Here is a 14962-nt window from a genome sequence, read left to right on the forward strand (position 1 = left end):
CCTCAGCCCGGAACGGCGGTTCCGGCCGTGTCGCCCAGCCCGTCTTTCCGAGCCTTGGCCGAAGCCAAGGTGTCCCGCAGCTCGGCTTCCATCTTCTTCAGCTCTTCTTCCGCGGCGGCCCGTTTCGCCTTGCCTTCGTCAGCGATGGCGAGGCTTTCATTGATCGTGCCGATCAGATCCTCGTTGGCCTTCTTGACGGCTTCGATGTCGAACACGCCGCGCTCCATTTCCTCACGGATCATCTTGTTCGACTGGCGCAGGTTCGCGGCGTTCGAGGTCAGCAGCTCGTTCGTCAGATCGTTGGCGTCGCGCACGGCGGCGGCGGCCTCGGCGCTGCGCTGGATGGTGACCGCCTGCGCCAGCTGGGTTTCCCACAGCGGCACGGTGTTCACCAGCGTCGAGTTGATCTTGGTCACCAGCGACTTGTCGTTTTCCTGAACCAGCCGGATCGAGGGCAGCGATTGCATCGTCACCTGTCGCGTCAGCTTCAGGTCATGCACACGCCGTTCCAGATCGTCGCGGGCGGCCCGCAGGTCGCGCAGTTCCTGCGCCTTCATCACCTGTTGATCTTCCGGGGCGGCCTGCACCTCGGCCTCTTTCTCGGGGATGTCATGGCTGTCCAGTTCGGTCAGCTTCTCTTCGCCGGCCGCGATGTACAGCGCCAGTTCATCATAGAAATCCAGCGTCTTTTCATACAGCAGATCCAGAGACTTGATGTCCTTCAGAAGCGTGTGCTCGTGCGACAGAAGGTTGTCGGTGATCCGGTCGATCTGATCCTGCACCTCTTCGTAGCGCGCGGTGAACTTGGCGAAAGGCGCGGCGCGGCCCAGCAGTTTCTCCCACCAGCTGCGCTCGCGGCGCACGTCCAGTTCAGACACGGAAAAGCCGCGGATCGTGGTGACGATGTCGCGCAGGCTGTCACCGGCGGGGCCGACATCCTTGTTGCGCACGTCAGCCAGCATGGCCTGGCTGATTTCCTGCAGCTCGGCCTGCGCAGCCGATCCAAAAGCAACGATCGAGTTGGTGTCGCCCATGTCGATTTCGGACATGCGCTTGCGGATTTCGGCGCCCACCGGTTCGTCGGCCTCTTCCAACGGCACGATCTCGGAACTCGGCTCGGGCAAAGAGACTGCTGCAACTTCCTGAACCAGCGTTTCGGCCTCGGCCGCCTTTTTCTTGATTTCGTCAGACATGAGAAGCTTCCCTGTTCTTGGTTTGGCCGGTCAGTCGAGCCGGACGCCTTCGCGCTGCAGTCGTTCACGCAGCACGTCGATTTCGACCGTCAGATCACTGCGGTCATCCAATAGCATCTTTCGGGTGCGGGCCGAGAAATTCTGCTCGAGGTCGTCCAGCAGCGCCGAGTAATCGGACAGAGCCTGCGGGTCGCGGGTGCGCGCATAGACATCGGCAAACTTGATCGTCGCATCGCGGGCGCCCTGCAGATAGACGGTCAGGTATTTGCGGGCACCGGCCAGATCGCGCGGGTCCTCCTCGACCGTGCGGAACAGATCGCGAGCGGTGGTCTGAAACCGCTCGACCCGGGCTTCGATCCTGCGGTCGCCGGCCCGTTTGATGGCATCCGTCATTTGGTTCAGATGGGCTTCGGCATCTTCGACCACGCGGGCGACCCGGTCCTGTTGATAGGTGTCCACACCCGCCATGCCTTTGTTTTTCATCGGGTCGAGCCCGAAGGCGACGGAATGCAGGGCCGTTGCCACACCGCCGAACAAGACCGGCGCCAGCAGGCTGACCTGGCTGGCGGCCTCGGCATCCAGATAGTCGTTGCGATAAGCGGCCAGACCCACCCCCAGCCCGGTCAGCACCGACGAAAAGATCTTGCGGGGAAAGGCTGGGCGGCGCGCGGTGCGGCGTGCGTTGTAGGCATCCTCGGCTTTCAGCCCTTCCCGCAGCAGAAAGGCCGCAGCGGTCAGAATGCCGGCGGCGACCAATCCAAGTGTCATCCCGATCGCGCCGTCGTTGAGCGACAGAAAGACCAGCGGGATCGCCGGAACGAACATCACATTGGCGCGGGCGCCGACCGGGTTCACCCGGGCACCATCGTATTGCCCGCGCGGGGCGGGTGCGTCGATGTCGGATTGGCCGTCGGGGCTGAACTTTCCGCCGTATCGCTTGGCCATGGCGTCAGAGCCCCCCAAGCCAACCGGTGCAGACGCCGAACAACAGCACCAGCAGGGCCGCGTAGGCCATTTTTTGCACTCCGGTCCCGGACATGACGTCCTCCAACTGCGGTTGTCCCCTTGAAAACCTAGGGGATCAAGGGGCTTGGCGCTAGGGGGAAGGTTCGATAACCCGCGTCAATTGCGTGATTTCTTGCCGACCGGCCTGCGGGATCTTTGAGGGTGGCTTGGGCGTTTCGCAGCAGCCGGTGGGGTTTCAGGTTCCAGACCCAACTGGTCGCGCAGAACGCGGCGGCGGATTTCCTCGACCTCGCCGGGTTTGAGGTTGCCCAGCTGGAACGGTCCGTAGGACACGCGCAACAGCCGGTTCACGGTAAAGCCAATGTCTTCGATCGCGCGGCGGATTTCCCGGTTCTTGCCCTCGCGCAGTCCGATCGTCAGCCATGCATTCGCGCCTTGCTGGCGGTCCAGCGTCACGGTCATTGGCTGGAACTTTTCGCCCTCGATCACAAGACCCTGGCGCAGGGGGGCGAAATCCTCGTCCTTGGGGCGGCCGTTGATCCGCACCCGGTACTTGCGCAGCCAGCCGGTCGAGGGCAGTTCAAGCTTGCGCTTGATGGCCCCGTCATTGGTCAGCAGCAGCAGGCCCTCGGAATTCAGGTCCAGCCGGCCGACGCTCATGACGCGGGGCATGTCCTCGGGCAGGTTGTCGAAGATCGTGGGGCGGCCCTTTTCGTCGCGGTTCGTGGTCACAAGGCCGGTTGGCTTGTGATACAGCCACAGGCGCGCGGGTTCGGGCTCGGCCACGGGCTTGCCGTCGACGGTGATCCTGTCGCCGGGCGTGACGTTCAGCGCCGGGCTGTCGATGGTCTTGCCGTTCACGGTTACGCGGCCCGCTTCGATCATGCGTTCGGCCTCGCGGCGCGAGGCGATGCCGGCACGGGCCAGCACTTTGGCGATCCGGTCGCCAGGAGGAGGGGTGTTGCTCATGCCCTGCGCATAGCGCATCGGCGCGGCTTGCGAAAGGTGGGTTTCTGGGGCAGTCAGGGGCATGGTCTTCAGAACGCATATGGACAAGGCGCTGGAACAGGCGCGCGCGGCGGGTGATCGGGGCGAGGTTCCGGTGGGCGCGGTGATTGTGGCGCCCGATGGCCGGATCATCGCGGCAGACGGCAACCGTACGCGCGAGTTGCACGACCCGACCGCGCATGCCGAGATCCTGGCCCTGCGCGCCGCCTGCCGGGCCGTCGGGTCCGAGCGGCTGACGGGGCATGACCTGTATGTCACGCTGGAGCCCTGCGCCATGTGCGCCGCGGCGCTGGCGGCGGCGCGGATCCGGCGGGTCTACTACGGGGCCGCCGATCCGAAATCGGGCGGCGTGGCGCATGGGGCGCGGGTGTTCTCACACCCTCAGGCCCATCACAGCCCGGAGGTCTATGACGGAATCGCGGCCGAGGACTGCGCCCGGTTGTTACGCGAATTCTTTGCCGCGCAGCGCGGTGGCGGCGGGCCCAAAGGCTGAGGCGCGCTCAGGCCGGTTTCACGACCAGTTCGCGGGGGATGTCGGCCAGAGGTTGCCCGCCCGTCGGCGTGACCACGAAGGTTTCGGTGATGGCCAGGCCCCAATCGGGTGTCCACAGACCCGGCATCAGGTGAAAGGTCATGTTGTCCTGCAGAACGGTGCTGTCGCCGGGGCGCAGGCTCATGGTGCGCTCGCCCCAATCGGGCGGATAGCTCAGGCCTACCGGATAGCCGGTGCGGTTGCCTTTGATGTAGCCGGCCCGGGCAAAGCTGTCATAGACACAGGCGGCGATCTCTTCGCAGGTGGCGCCGGGGCGGGCGGCGGCCAGCGTGTCCTCGATCGCGGTCAGGATCGCGGTTTCCGCGCGCCGGATATCGGCAGGCGGGTCACCCAGAAACAGGCTGCGGCTGGCCGGGCAGTGATAGCGGCGGTGGCAGCCTGAGATCTCGAAATAGGTCGCCTCGCCCGGTGTCAGCGGACGGTCGTTCCAGGTGATGTGCGAGGCCGAGGCCTCGGCCCCCGAAGGCGCGATGGGCGCGATCGCGGGATAGTCGCCCGCAAGACCCGGCAGCCCGGCGATGCCCGCCGCCTGAACCTCGGCCACAAGCACGTTCTTGGGAACCCCGGCGCGGAACCCGTCGCGCAGCACCGCGTGCATATGCGCGGTCAACTGCCCGGCCTTGCGCATCAAGGCGATCTCGGCCTCGCTCTTGACCGCACGCTGCCAGTTGACCAACCCCGTCGCGTCGACCAGCGCATCGCGGCCGAACGCGGTCTCAAGGATCCGGTGGCTTGCGGCCGAGTAGTAATAATTGTCCATCTCGACACCCAGATGGGTCGTCCAGCCGTGGTCGCGCAGCAGCGATGCCAACGACTCGACCGGGTGATGGTCGGGGTGCTGCACATGTTCTTCGGGCCAGTCGAACAGGTCGGCGGGGTCCAGCCAGGTGGTCTGCGCCGCGCCGGGCTTGTCCTGCGTCCGGCCCCACCACAGAGGCGCGCCGTCGCGCGGGACGACCACCATCTGCGGGACGTAGAAGCTCCAGCCGTCATAGCCCGTCAGCCAGGCCATGTTCGACGGGTCCGCAACCAGCAGGGTCTCGATACCCCGCTGGGCCATCGCGAACCGGGTCTTGGCCAGCCGCGCCGCGTATTCTTCCGCCGAGAAGGCCAGCGCGGGTGTCAAAGCTCGATCTCCTGCAGGACCTCGGGCTCGATGACGGTTACGCCCGGCAGCCCGTCCGCCAAGTCATTGGCGGATTGTTCCAGGATCGGGAAAGTCCGGTAGTGACAGGGGATCACCGTCTTGAAGTCGAAATACCGCCGGGCGGCATAGGCGGCGGCTTTCATGTCCATCGTGAAATAACCGCCCGCCGACAGGATGCCGATATCGGGTTTGTAGTAGTCGCCGATCCACTCCATGTCGGCCATGATCGTGGTGTCGCCCGACACATAGACCGTGTGACCATCGGCCGACAGGACGAAGCCCACCTCGGACCCGCCGGCGCGCGGGCCATCGGGCGTGGCGAAGGTCGAGCTGTGCGAGGCCGGCACCATGTCGACCTTGACCCCGTTCAGATCGACCCGACCGCCCTTGTTGAAGCCGATGGTCTCGATCCCTTCGGCCTCGGCCCAATGCGCCATGACGTCGTATTGGCCCACCACGGGAATGTTCAGGCGTTTGGCCAGCGGCAGAACGTCGGCAACGTGGTCGAAATGCGCGTGGGTCAGCAGGATATGCGTGGCGCCCTGGACGGCGGCCTCGTGCTGATCCTCGGGCAGCATCGGGTTGCCGCTCAGCCAGGGGTCGATCAGCAGGACCTGTCCCGCCGCGTGAATTCGGAAGCTGCCATGCCCCAACCAGATGATTTTCATGAAAGACCCTCCTGAAACCGGTTCAGGGTCAGCCTAGCATCGGCTATGTAAAAATCCATGGACTGGATGCGAGAAATCGACGGCTATTGCGAGCGCCTGTCGCCGGCCTATTGGGCCGAACCCGTAAACGCCGTGACCAACGCGGCCTTTCTGCTGGCGGCATGGGTGATGTGGCGGCGGGTGCGGGGGCAGGGTCTGTCCTTGGCCAACTTGCTGGTCGCCATTCTGGCGGTGATCGGTATCGGCAGCTATCTGTTCCACACCCATGCGCAGGTCTGGGCCGCGCTGGCGGATACGACGCCGATTTTGCTGTTCATCCTGGTCTATATCTTCGCGGTGAACCGGGACATCTGGCAGCTGTCTACGACGAAGGCGGCGGTGCTGACGGCCTTGTTCATCCCTTATGCGGCGCTGACCATTCCAGTGTTTCAACTGGTTCCCGGGCTGGGCGGGTCGGCCGCATATGCTCCAGTGCCTTTATTGATCCTGATCTATGCGTATCTTTTGCGTGCGCGCAGGCCGCAAGTGGCCCGGGGTCTGGCGCTCGGGGCTGTGATCCTGATTGCGTCGATCACTTTTCGCGCGCTCGATGCCCCGCTTTGCGCCCGCGTCCCGATGGGGACGCATTTCATGTGGCACATCCTGAACGCCACCATGCTGGGCTGGATGATCGAGGTTTATCGCCGGGCCATGACGGATGCGGTCAGTCCGGCAGACGCCGCGCCAGATAAAACCCATAGCTGACATAGTCGGAATAGGTTTCATACAAAGCGATCTCGGCCTGTTCGGCATCGACAATGGCTGCGGCCTGCTCGGAATGGCCATGCCGGTCGAGGAAGGCAGGGAAGCTGCGTTTCAGGGGGAGGTAGTAGTTCTCCATCCAGCAGTCGGTGCCCAGCGGGAAATAGCCGACGGGTTCATAACCGGCGGTCTCGATCTGGCGGATCTTCTGTCCGGCGGTCGCAACTTCGGGATAGGCGGCATCCCAGTGCCGTGTCAGCGGTTCGGGGCGTCGATCGGTCAGCCAGGTCAGTTCGGACACAGACAGGACCCCGCCGGGTCTCAGGAACCGACGCCAGGCTTTCAAACCGTTCTCGAACCCCATGTTGTAGATCGCGCCTTCCGACCAGATCACGTCAAGGCTGGCATCGTCGAAGGGCAGGTTCTCCATTGACGCCTCAAGGGTGTGAATGCGGGCCGCCAGACCCAAGCCCTGCGCACGCCTGTTTAACTCGGCCAGAAACTCCGGCAGGAAATCCACTGCCGTCACCGATGCGCCCAGATGGCGCGCAAGGCAGAAGGCCGCAGCGCCGGTTCCGCAGCCAATATCGGCGATCTTCAGTCCGGGATCGGCTTGTACGCCCGCCAGCGTCAGCGCCAGTTGCGTTGCCGCGTCGCTGCCGGGGCCTTGCCGGTCGTTGGGCAGGTGCAGGTCGATCAACAGCTGCATGTCATCAGTCATGACCCGTCAATCCTTGAAGGCGCTGGCCAGGTCTTCGGGTAGGTCGAACTCGTCCAGCACGCGTCGGCGCGCCTCGGCCGACATCTTGCGGGCGGTCTTTTCGACGATGCGCTGGATCTTTTCGTCCGAGTGTTTCGTGGCGAAGGGCGCAAAATACCATTTCAGAAAGACAAAGCAGATCACGTCCTCCAGCGCCTGAACGTCGTCGTCGCGCTTGATGCCCTGTTTGCGCAACATGCGACGGGCGGCGTCGATCTCGGCCTGATCGTACCCGGCCTCGGACATCAGCTCGGCCACGACCTGCGCGTGATGCTCGGCCTGGGCTTTGCGCCAGGCCAGATAGCCCGCGCGCCCTTCAGGATAGGCCGAGCGGGCCAGCTTCCAGCGCTCGACATGCTGGCCGCGGGCGGCGATCTGCAACGGCTCGGAGGCGTCGGGGAACAGCCGGTCCAACTCGGCGCTCATCCGTTCGCCATAAAGCAGCGCGGCGGGGCGGCCGTCTTCCTGGGTGGGATCGGCCGAATTGGCCGTATCAATTGCATCCAGAACCTTCTGCTTGCGCTCTGTCATGGCATCTCCTGCTTTGGCAACGGCACCTCGGGACATTCGGTCATGCTGACCTGAAACTCTTGAGTGAATGAACGATAGAGCACCGTGCTTCAACAAAAAAGCGCCGACCCATTCAGGGCCGGCGGCGCCACGAGGGCAGGTGCAGGATCGGGGCGGAAAAAGGGGGGAGAACCGGCCCGATCCAACAGGGAAGCGGTAGGGTTAGTTGCGGAGCGAAGATTTCTCCTGGCTCACCTGGTCCGAGGGGTGCTGATCGGGGAAGGTCAGCGTCGGTGTCAGGTCGCCCATGGGAACCCCCAGCGCGAGCGCCGGCGCGGCAGCGGTTGTCAGAACAACGGACACAGCAATCAACATGCGTTTCATGATTATTCTCCGGACTGAACTGTTTCGTTCAGTACATAAAGTAACTTTTTGCGCCGGCTTCAATCGTCAAAGTGAACTAATTCGTTCACTTTTTTGCATAGCGGGTATTCAAAATTGTTTGGCTTGTCGGCAACCGCGTGGACTTTGGACAAATCGCTGTGGCTCAGTGGTCTTGCGACTGCTGCATCAGACGGGTAAATGCCCCTGTAACGCATATGAGGTTTCCCATGTCGATTGACCAAAGCACCGCCGCCAAGGTGGCCAAACTGGCCCGGATCAAGGTCGAGGATGACGCGCTGCCCGCGCTGGCCTCGGAATTCAATACGATCCTGGGGTTCATCGAACAGCTGAACGAAGTTGACGTCGAAGGGGTCGAGCCGATGGTCTCGGTGACGCCGATGCGGCTGAAGCGGCGCGAGGACGTGGTGACCGACGGGAACATGCAGGACAAGATCCTGTCCAACGCCCCCGACGCGCGCGAGGGCTTTTTCGCGGTTCCCAAGGTGGTGGAGTAAGACATGTCCGATCTGAACAAACTGAGCCTTGCCGAGGCCCGCGACGCCCTGCGCAACAGAGATGTGACCTCGGTCGAGCTGACCGAGGCCTGCCTGAAGGCGATCGACGCAGCCGATGTCCTGAACGCTTTCGTGCACAAGACCCCGGAAATCGCGCTGGAGCGTGCGAAGGCCGCAGACGAGCGGATCAAGGCGGGCGACGCGCCTGCCATGTGTGGCCTTCCGATCGGCATCAAGGATCTGTTCTGCACCAAGGGCGTGCCCTCGCAGGCTGCGTCCAAGATTCTGGACGGGTTCAAGCCCGAATACGAATCCACAGTCTCGCAGCAACTGGCCGATGCGGGCGCGGTGATGCTGGGCAAGCTGAACATGGACGAGTTCGCCATGGGTTCGTCCAACGAAACCTCGGTCTATGGCAATGCGATGAACCCTTGGCGGCGCGGCAATGATGACGCGCAGCTGACCCCGGGCGGTTCCTCGGGTGGCTCGGCGTCTGCCGTCGCAGCCGATCTGTGCCTGGCAGCGACCGGAACCGACACCGGTGGCTCGATCCGGCAGCCCGCCGCCTTTACCGGAATCACTGGCATCAAGCCGACCTATGGCCGTTGCTCGCGCTGGGGCATCGTGGCCTTTGCGTCCTCGCTGGATCAGGCCGGGCCGATGACCAAGAACGTGCGCGATGCGGCCATCATGCTTGAGGCGATGTGCGGGCACGACCCGAAGGACTCGACCAGCGCAGAATTGGCTGTTCCGAATTTTGAGGCCATGCTGACCGGAGACATCAAGGGCAAGAAAATCGGCATTCCAAAGGAATACCGGATGGATGGCATGCCCGCCGAGATCGAAAAGCTCTGGGCCGATGGGGCCGAAATGCTGCGTGATGCGGGGGCCGAGATCGTCGACATCTCGCTGCCGCACACCAAATACGCGCTGCCCGCCTATTACGTGATCGCGCCGGCCGAAGCGTCGTCGAACCTGGCGCGCTATGACGGCGTGCGCTATGGCCGCCGTGCGCAGCTGGCGCAGGGCGACGGCATCACCGAGATGTATGAAAAGACCCGCGCCGAAGGCTTTGGCCACGAGGTGCAGCGCCGCGTCATGGTCGGCACCTACGTGCTGTCAGCCGGTTTCTATGACGCCTATTACAACCGCGCGCGCAAGGTGCGGACCCTGATCAAGAAAGACTTCGAGGATGTCTTTGCCGCAGGCGTCGATGCGATCCTGACACCGGCGACACCTTCGGCGGCGTTCGGTCTGGGCGAAATGACCGAGGCTGACCCGGTGCAGATGTATCTGAACGACGTGTTCACCGTGACCGTCAACCTCGCGGGTCTTCCGGGTATCTCGGTTCCCGCCGGTCTTGACGGGCAGGGCTTGCCGCTGGGGCTGCAGCTGATCGGTCGTCCGTGGGAAGAAGGTGACCTTCTGAATACCGCCTACGCTCTCGAGAATGCCGCCGGGTTTGTGGCCAAGCCGGGCAAATGGTGGTAACCCTCAGGCAGCGGTAACAACGCGAGGACGGAGCAGTTCCATGCGCAAAATGCTTCTCATTCCGGCCTTCGGGTTCGTCGCGGCTTGCGATACCGTGGCACCAGTCACGGACTCCGGCTTCAATACGCCGCAGTATCAGGCCGAACGCGAGGCGCAGCTGGCCGGGCAGGGCGCAGCAGGCAACCCGCTGCTGCCGCCCCCGGCCATTTCGCAGGAGCAGTTGAATGCCGAAGCCGGTCCTGCCCCCTTCACGACGGGCGACAGCGCCACGGACATTGCCAACCAGACCGCGGCGGCATTGGCGAGCACATCGGCGCAGCCGACTGCACCGGTGGCCGTAAGCTCAAACGGCATTTCGAACGAGCAGGATTTCGCAGCGGTTTCAAGCAGCCGCAGCATCCAGGATGATGCCGCGCTGATTCAGCAGAACCGTCAGACATACGAGGTTGTCGCGCCGACGGCGGTTCCTCAGCGCGGGTCGGACGGACAGCCCAATATCGTCCAATATGCTCTTACTACGACCAATCCAGTTGGAACACAGCTCTACAGCCGAGCCGGGTTCAATTTGCAGGCCAAGGCACAACGCAACTGCGCAGGCTACGCATCGCCCGACCAGGCCCAGATCGATTTCCTGGCCAATGGTGGCCCCCAGCGCGACCGCAAGGGCCTGGACCCGGATGGCGACGGATTTGCCTGCGGCTGGGACCCCAGCCCGTTCCGCAGTGCCGTCGGCAACTGAACTCTCGCCGATCTGGCACCCATCCCCCAATTTCGGCCCCCGCCGGGATGGGTTGAAGCCGTCGCTGGTGGTGCTTCACTACACCGCGATGAACAGCGCTCAAGCCGCGCTCGAGCGTTTGTGCGACCCGGCCACCGAGGTATCGGCCCACTATCTGATCGGCTGCGACGGAACGCTCTGGCAGATGGTCCGTGAGGAAGATCGCGCCTGGCACGCCGGTGAAGGTGCATGGCGGGGGTTCAGCGACATCAATTCCCGCTCCATCGGGATCGAACTCGACAATCGCGGCGATCATCCTTTCTCCGAACCGCAGATGGCGGTATTGGAAAACCTGCTTTCAAATTTGCAAGAGCGGTTGGGGATCAAGCCCTGGAACGTTATCGCCCATTCGGACATGGCCCCCGAGCGAAAGCTTGATCCCGGTCCCAAGTTTGATTGGGATCGTCTCGCGCAACAAAAAATGGCAGCGGGGCCGGCCGTTCTGAAGGGTATATGCCTTGATGAATTGCCGCCAGACGACCAATACTTTGCATTGGTTGCCAAGAGGGCCGGATACCCCAAAGCCCCTGCCGCGGATCTGCTGAAAGCGTTCCGAAGCCGGTTTGCCCCGTGGCGGCGCGGGCCCCTGTCCAAGAAGGATATGGGCGACATCGAACGACTGGCTGGTTTGATGGAACACCTTGACGGTATTCGGGTGGACGTTTAACCCGGCAACCGCGCGGAGGGCCGGATGGCCGCTGGGGCTTAGGCCCGAGAGGAAAGTCCGGACTCCACAAGGCAACGGTGCCGGGTAACGCCCGGGCGGGGAAACCCGACGGAAAGCGCCACAGAAAACAGACCGCCATGACGGATCGGAGGTTCGCCTCCGGCACATCATGGCAAGGGTGAAACGGTGGAGTAAGAGCCCACCGCGCCGCTGGCAACAGCGGCGGCACGGCAAGCCCCACCGGGAGCAATGCCGAATAGGGTCCCCGCGCGGGCCGGTCGGCGTCAGCCGATACCGCCGCTAGGCTCGCCTTGGCCGAGAGGGACCGGGTTGGCAGCTCGAGCCGCGCAGCAATGCCCGGCCTAGAGGAATGGTCATCGAAGGGGGCAACCCCGGAACAGGATCCGGCTTACAGGCCCTCCGCGCGTATCTTCTTCATCCTCCGGGCGGTGTGTAGGCCGCGACCAGTTTCGAGGCTTTCTCGGTGATGGCAACAAATTCGTCGGCCGACCAGGCCCGAACCGTTTCGACACGCGAAACCGCCCCCGAAGCCGCAACGGCCATACCAACGGCCACGGCATCCGTTCCGTCCGGAGCTTCGCTGATGACCACCACGTCATTTCTTCCGGTCGTCACGTAGAACGCCAGCAGTTTGCCGCCAACCTTCTCCAGCAGCGCCGACACCGGCCCGGTGCGGTTTTCCGGTTTCTTCAGCATCCCTTTGACACCGGCGTTGGAATAAGAGGCATAGGTGATGAAGACAGGCATGACGATCTCCTCGTGAACGAAATGTGCAGAGCGCTCCAATTGGCCGGCTCCTTGGCCCGGAAGACAGGCTTGCCGCATCAAACCAATGCGGTGATCAACACCCAGGCTCCCAATCCGATCAAAACGACACCGGCGACCGGCGTCAGCCATCCCGCCCGGGGCGACAGCTTTTCCAGCGCGACATAGACGGCGATTGCGACGATCCACCAAATGTTCATGATGCCGCCGACGAACAGCAGTGCCATCAAGGCCCAGCAGCAGCCCAAGCAGTAGGCTCCGTGCAGGGCGCCGCATCGAAACGCACCCCAATACCCGGGCCGGTTGTGGCGGGTCAGAAAGGCAGCCGGGCTCTGACAATGGCGGAGGCACGCGGATTTCAACCCGCTGAACTGATACATCCCGGCAGCACAGAGAACGATGCCCGCCAGGATTCCGGACCGGATGGTCATCATCGGGCCATCCATCGCTCCGATCTGTTGCAGGCCCCATTGCAGTCCGGTTGCCCCAAGGCTGAACACGGCCCAGGCAAAAAGATACCCCGACAGAAAGGCCAATCCGAAGCTGGCGCTGCGCTGCCTGTCGGGTCCAACCCGTTTCAACGCCACAAACAATAGGGCAGTCGGGGCCGCGCTGGGCGTCATCATTGCGACCATCATCACCCACCACATGGCAAAGACCAATGCGGCGTACCAAAGCGTCCAGACGGCACCGGCCCCCATCGGCATGGGCTGGCCAATTGGACCGGCCATCCGAGTCATCTCGACGGCCGACATCTGCATCCCGACACCGGCGACCGTGTACCAGACCGCACCCGAAACGATCAGAAGGACACTTCCAGCGACGATCAGACGTTCTTTTCGCAGTACTCGCTCGAGGCTGATCGTTCGGGCAGGGCGGGCCTGTTCCGACGCGTCTGCACTATGGCCCGACAACGCCATGACCTGAGATATTTAAATGCGCCAGATGGGCATGTGAGGACTCGAAGGTCAGGTCTATGGCTGAACCGCTTGTCCTGGCCGTTCCCGAGGCGACCTCGGCGTGGCGGTATTCGAATCCATGCGGCAACTGGATCGACGCGCGATGCGGTTGGCCCGAGACGATATGTGCGATCGGCTTGACGTCCACATCGAACACGTTCTTGACCTTCGCGTAGCCGGTCCGGTCTTCGCGGCTCCAGTTCACGTCGATTTCAGCAAACAGTGTCTCATGCTTGGTCGGCGCCATGGCGCTGTAGACATACCACATGGTGGCCATTTCATCGGTGTCCTCACCGGACATGATGGCCTGCAGGGCGGCCCGCTGATCGGCGTCCGCCCGTTCGTCGATGATCAGTTGCATCTGCCCGTTGCCCTCGTGAATCGGGCCTGGCCAGTGGTAGACACCCGCAGCCCGCAGGCCGGAAAGATCCGTGTCCCCGTAGTGGCCGCTTGTGATGTCAAAGACGACCACGGCCTCGCAATTCCCGTGACTGGGCAGGCTGCTGAACTGGCAGGGGCAACCGAAATCACAGTTGCAATTGGCCAGCGTCTCGCCCTGAAGTTTCCATTCTGTCATGATTTCCCCCAAGCAGACGTGCAAGAAAACTCTGCTGACAGAGGGTCTTGCCCGGTTTCGCTGCCTCACGCCGCACAACCTTGGACCGCGGCGTTCTGGGATGCTGTGACGCGATCATATCACGAAACCGTGATCTGTCCAAACCGGGCGCTGATCCACTGTGTGTCGGATACTGTGATTTGTGTTGAAACACCGCCGATTCCGGTTGACTCGGGCGCGCGACCGGGTAAAAGCGCACGCTCATAGGAATTCAACCGAAAGGCCCCTGCCTTTCCGGACGCAGGAGATAACCATGGCGAAGCCGACGACAATCAAGATCCGTCTGAACTCGACCGCGGGCACGGGCCACTTCTACGTGACCAAAAAGAACGCTCGCACCATGACCGAGAAAATGACCGTTCGTAAATACGACCCGGTCGTTCGGAAACATGTCGAGTACAAAGAAGGCAAGATCAAGTAATCTGCCTTTTTTCGACGTGAAAGCTTAAGGGGTTCTGCTTCGGCAGGACCCTTTTTCGTTGTTTTGACCGGGTCGTGTGGTCCTCAAGCCGCCTGAACCGGCCGTTTCGGGCCGTTGCAGAGGCGCATCAGGCCGACAGGTATTCTGATTGGTGTTGGCTTGCTTTTTTGCCCCGCCTGCCAGTACGGTTCAGCAAACCGCCACAAAATGTTGAGCGCCATGAAAAAAATCTTGTTGCCCGCAATCGCCATTCTGACACTTTCGGCCTGTGAGGACCCGTTCAACCGCCAAGGCGTCGGGTTCACCGGCATTGATGGCGAACCAAGAACCGTTTCGGACGTCAAAGGCGCCGTTGCCTTTGTTCCGCCTGCTACGAACGTCCCGGCTGAGTTGGCTGAATTGCCGACCATTCAGGCCAGCACTGACAAGACAGAATTCGACAAGGTCGCTGGCGTTGCCATCGACAATGGCGGACGGTCCGACACTACTGCCGTTCAGTTGACCGGCAGCAGCAGTACCATGTTCCTGAGCACGGTGAGCGTGAACGGAACCCTGTTCGGCGTGTTGCGCACCGAAAACAACAGCACCAAGGTGGACAACTCGGTTGGGGCCGCGTTCGGCAGCCAGACCGAACGCTTTACAGGCTGTCTGCCTGCGGGCGACGTATACCGCAAAGGCGGCTCGTCGCGCAGCTCGGGTTTCGCGGTTCCGCTGAACTGCAGCTGATCGGATCTTTTGCGATTACAATGATGAAAGGCCCTTGCCATTTGGCTGGGGCCTTTTTCTTTGGGCTGGCTTT

At 62.8% G+C, this 14962-nt stretch carries 19 protein-coding genes and 1 other RNA gene; 9 read left to right on the plus strand and 11 right to left on the minus strand.

All coding sequences use genetic code 11. The features are described from left to right. Positions 1 to 2: 2 nt before the first annotated feature. The 3 genes from ACR3EK_RS03650 to ACR3EK_RS03660 form a co-directional block, all read right to left on the minus strand. Entirely contained in the window at positions 3 to 1193 is a 1191-nt protein-coding gene (locus ACR3EK_RS03650) for a toxic anion resistance protein (protein WP_170340124.1), read from the minus strand. A gap of 30 nt (positions 1194 to 1223) precedes the next feature. After that, positions 1224 to 2138 (minus strand): 5-bromo-4-chloroindolyl phosphate hydrolysis family protein, encoded by a 915-nt coding sequence (locus tag ACR3EK_RS03655; RefSeq protein WP_480632706.1) that lies wholly within the window; start codon positions 2136 to 2138, stop codon positions 1224 to 1226. Positions 2139 to 2315: 177 nt separating this feature from the next. After that, positions 2316 to 3191 (minus strand): pseudouridine synthase, encoded by an 876-nt coding sequence (locus ACR3EK_RS03660; RefSeq protein WP_480632707.1) that lies wholly within the window; start codon positions 3189 to 3191, stop codon positions 2316 to 2318. Between ACR3EK_RS03660 and ACR3EK_RS03665 the strand changes: the two genes are divergently transcribed. Further along, the gene (locus ACR3EK_RS03665; RefSeq protein WP_480632708.1) at positions 3190 to 3660 is read left to right on the plus strand and encodes a nucleoside deaminase; all 471 of its coding nucleotides are present in this window, start codon (positions 3190 to 3192) and stop codon (positions 3658 to 3660) included. The two genes, ACR3EK_RS03660 and ACR3EK_RS03665, sit on opposite strands and share 2 nt — an antisense overlap. Before the next feature lie 7 nt (positions 3661 to 3667). Here ACR3EK_RS03665 and ACR3EK_RS03670 read toward each other — a convergent pair whose 3' ends face one another. Together ACR3EK_RS03670 and ACR3EK_RS03675 are read right to left on the minus strand one after the other, a co-directional pair. After that, positions 3668 to 4846 carry a M24 family metallopeptidase gene (locus tag ACR3EK_RS03670; RefSeq protein WP_480632709.1) on the minus strand — a complete coding sequence of 393 codons (1179 nt, stop codon included), beginning with the start codon at positions 4844 to 4846 and terminating at the stop codon, positions 3668 to 3670. Next, on the minus strand, positions 4843 to 5535 hold the full coding sequence (locus ACR3EK_RS03675) for a metal-dependent hydrolase (protein WP_480632710.1): 693 nt from the start codon (positions 5533 to 5535) through the stop codon (positions 4843 to 4845). Before ACR3EK_RS03675 ends, ACR3EK_RS03670 begins: the two co-directional genes overlap by 4 nt. A 57-nt stretch (positions 5536 to 5592) precedes the next feature. Here ACR3EK_RS03675 and ACR3EK_RS03680 point away from each other — a divergent pair, with 57 nt between their 5' ends. Beyond that, positions 5593 to 6279: a ceramidase domain-containing protein gene (locus ACR3EK_RS03680; protein ID WP_170441783.1), complete on the plus strand. Its 687-nt coding sequence runs from the start codon at positions 5593 to 5595 to the stop codon at positions 6277 to 6279. Here the strand turns inward: ACR3EK_RS03680 and ACR3EK_RS03685 are convergent. From ACR3EK_RS03685 to ACR3EK_RS03695, 3 genes are all read right to left on the minus strand, one after another. Further along, positions 6239 to 6997, minus strand: coding sequence for a class I SAM-dependent methyltransferase (locus ACR3EK_RS03685; RefSeq protein ID WP_480632711.1), 759 nt, complete (start codon positions 6995 to 6997; stop codon positions 6239 to 6241). The two genes, ACR3EK_RS03680 and ACR3EK_RS03685, sit on opposite strands and share 41 nt — an antisense overlap. A gap of 6 nt (positions 6998 to 7003) precedes the next feature. Beyond that, positions 7004 to 7567 carry a DUF4202 domain-containing protein gene (locus ACR3EK_RS03690; RefSeq protein WP_170369522.1) on the minus strand — a complete coding sequence of 188 codons (564 nt, stop codon included), beginning with the start codon at positions 7565 to 7567 and terminating at the stop codon, positions 7004 to 7006. A 201-nt stretch (positions 7568 to 7768) separates the two neighbouring features. Next, positions 7769 to 7930 carry a hypothetical protein gene (locus tag ACR3EK_RS03695; RefSeq protein WP_170340142.1) on the minus strand — a complete coding sequence of 54 codons (162 nt, stop codon included), beginning with the start codon at positions 7928 to 7930 and terminating at the stop codon, positions 7769 to 7771. 227 nt (positions 7931 to 8157) lie between these two features. On the opposite strand from ACR3EK_RS03695, the gene gatC reads away from it, so the two are divergent. The 5 genes from gatC (at position 8158) to rnpB (ending at position 11809) form a co-directional block, all read left to right on the plus strand. Beyond that, positions 8158 to 8445, plus strand: coding sequence for an Asp-tRNA(Asn)/Glu-tRNA(Gln) amidotransferase subunit GatC (gene gatC / locus ACR3EK_RS03700; protein WP_005981734.1), 288 nt, complete (start codon positions 8158 to 8160; stop codon positions 8443 to 8445). A 3-nt stretch (positions 8446 to 8448) separates the two neighbouring features. Then, on the plus strand, positions 8449 to 9936 hold the full coding sequence (gene gatA / locus ACR3EK_RS03705; RefSeq protein ID WP_480632712.1) for an Asp-tRNA(Asn)/Glu-tRNA(Gln) amidotransferase subunit GatA: 1488 nt from the start codon (positions 8449 to 8451) through the stop codon (positions 9934 to 9936). A gap of 40 nt (positions 9937 to 9976) precedes the next feature. Then, positions 9977 to 10675, plus strand: a complete 699-nt coding sequence (locus ACR3EK_RS03710) for a hypothetical protein (RefSeq protein ID WP_093964748.1) — start codon at positions 9977 to 9979, stop codon at positions 10673 to 10675. Beyond that, positions 10614 to 11381 carry an N-acetylmuramoyl-L-alanine amidase gene (locus tag ACR3EK_RS03715; protein ID WP_480632713.1) on the plus strand — a complete coding sequence of 256 codons (768 nt, stop codon included), beginning with the start codon at positions 10614 to 10616 and terminating at the stop codon, positions 11379 to 11381. The genes ACR3EK_RS03710 and ACR3EK_RS03715 overlap by 62 nt, the downstream gene beginning before the upstream one ends. A 12-nt stretch (positions 11382 to 11393) precedes the next feature. Then, positions 11394 to 11809: RNase P RNA component class A (gene rnpB, locus ACR3EK_RS03720), an RNA gene on the plus strand. Between the two features lie 7 nt (positions 11810 to 11816). Here the strand turns inward: rnpB and ACR3EK_RS03725 are convergent. From ACR3EK_RS03725 to ACR3EK_RS03735, 3 genes are all read right to left on the minus strand, one after another. Further along, entirely contained in the window at positions 11817 to 12149 is a 333-nt protein-coding gene (locus ACR3EK_RS03725; protein WP_480632714.1) for a GYD domain-containing protein, read from the minus strand. 77 nt (positions 12150 to 12226) lie between these two features. Then, positions 12227 to 13087 (minus strand): DUF2182 domain-containing protein, encoded by an 861-nt coding sequence (locus ACR3EK_RS03730; RefSeq protein WP_480632715.1) that lies wholly within the window; start codon positions 13085 to 13087, stop codon positions 12227 to 12229. Then, on the minus strand, positions 13068 to 13703 hold the full coding sequence (locus ACR3EK_RS03735; RefSeq protein ID WP_149774645.1) for a DUF1326 domain-containing protein: 636 nt from the start codon (positions 13701 to 13703) through the stop codon (positions 13068 to 13070). The genes ACR3EK_RS03730 and ACR3EK_RS03735 overlap by 20 nt, the downstream gene beginning before the upstream one ends. Positions 13704 to 13995: 292 nt before the next feature. Here ACR3EK_RS03735 and rpmG point away from each other — a divergent pair, with 292 nt between their 5' ends. Then, on the plus strand, positions 13996 to 14163 hold the full coding sequence (gene rpmG, locus ACR3EK_RS03740; protein WP_007799108.1) for a 50S ribosomal protein L33: 168 nt from the start codon (positions 13996 to 13998) through the stop codon (positions 14161 to 14163). A 219-nt stretch (positions 14164 to 14382) separates the two neighbouring features. Continuing rightward, entirely contained in the window at positions 14383 to 14889 is a 507-nt protein-coding gene (locus ACR3EK_RS03745; RefSeq protein ID WP_170340151.1) for a lipoprotein, read from the plus strand. Positions 14890 to 14962: the final 73 nt, after the last annotated feature.

It is taken from the genome of Ruegeria sp. BC8, assembly GCF_056535705.1.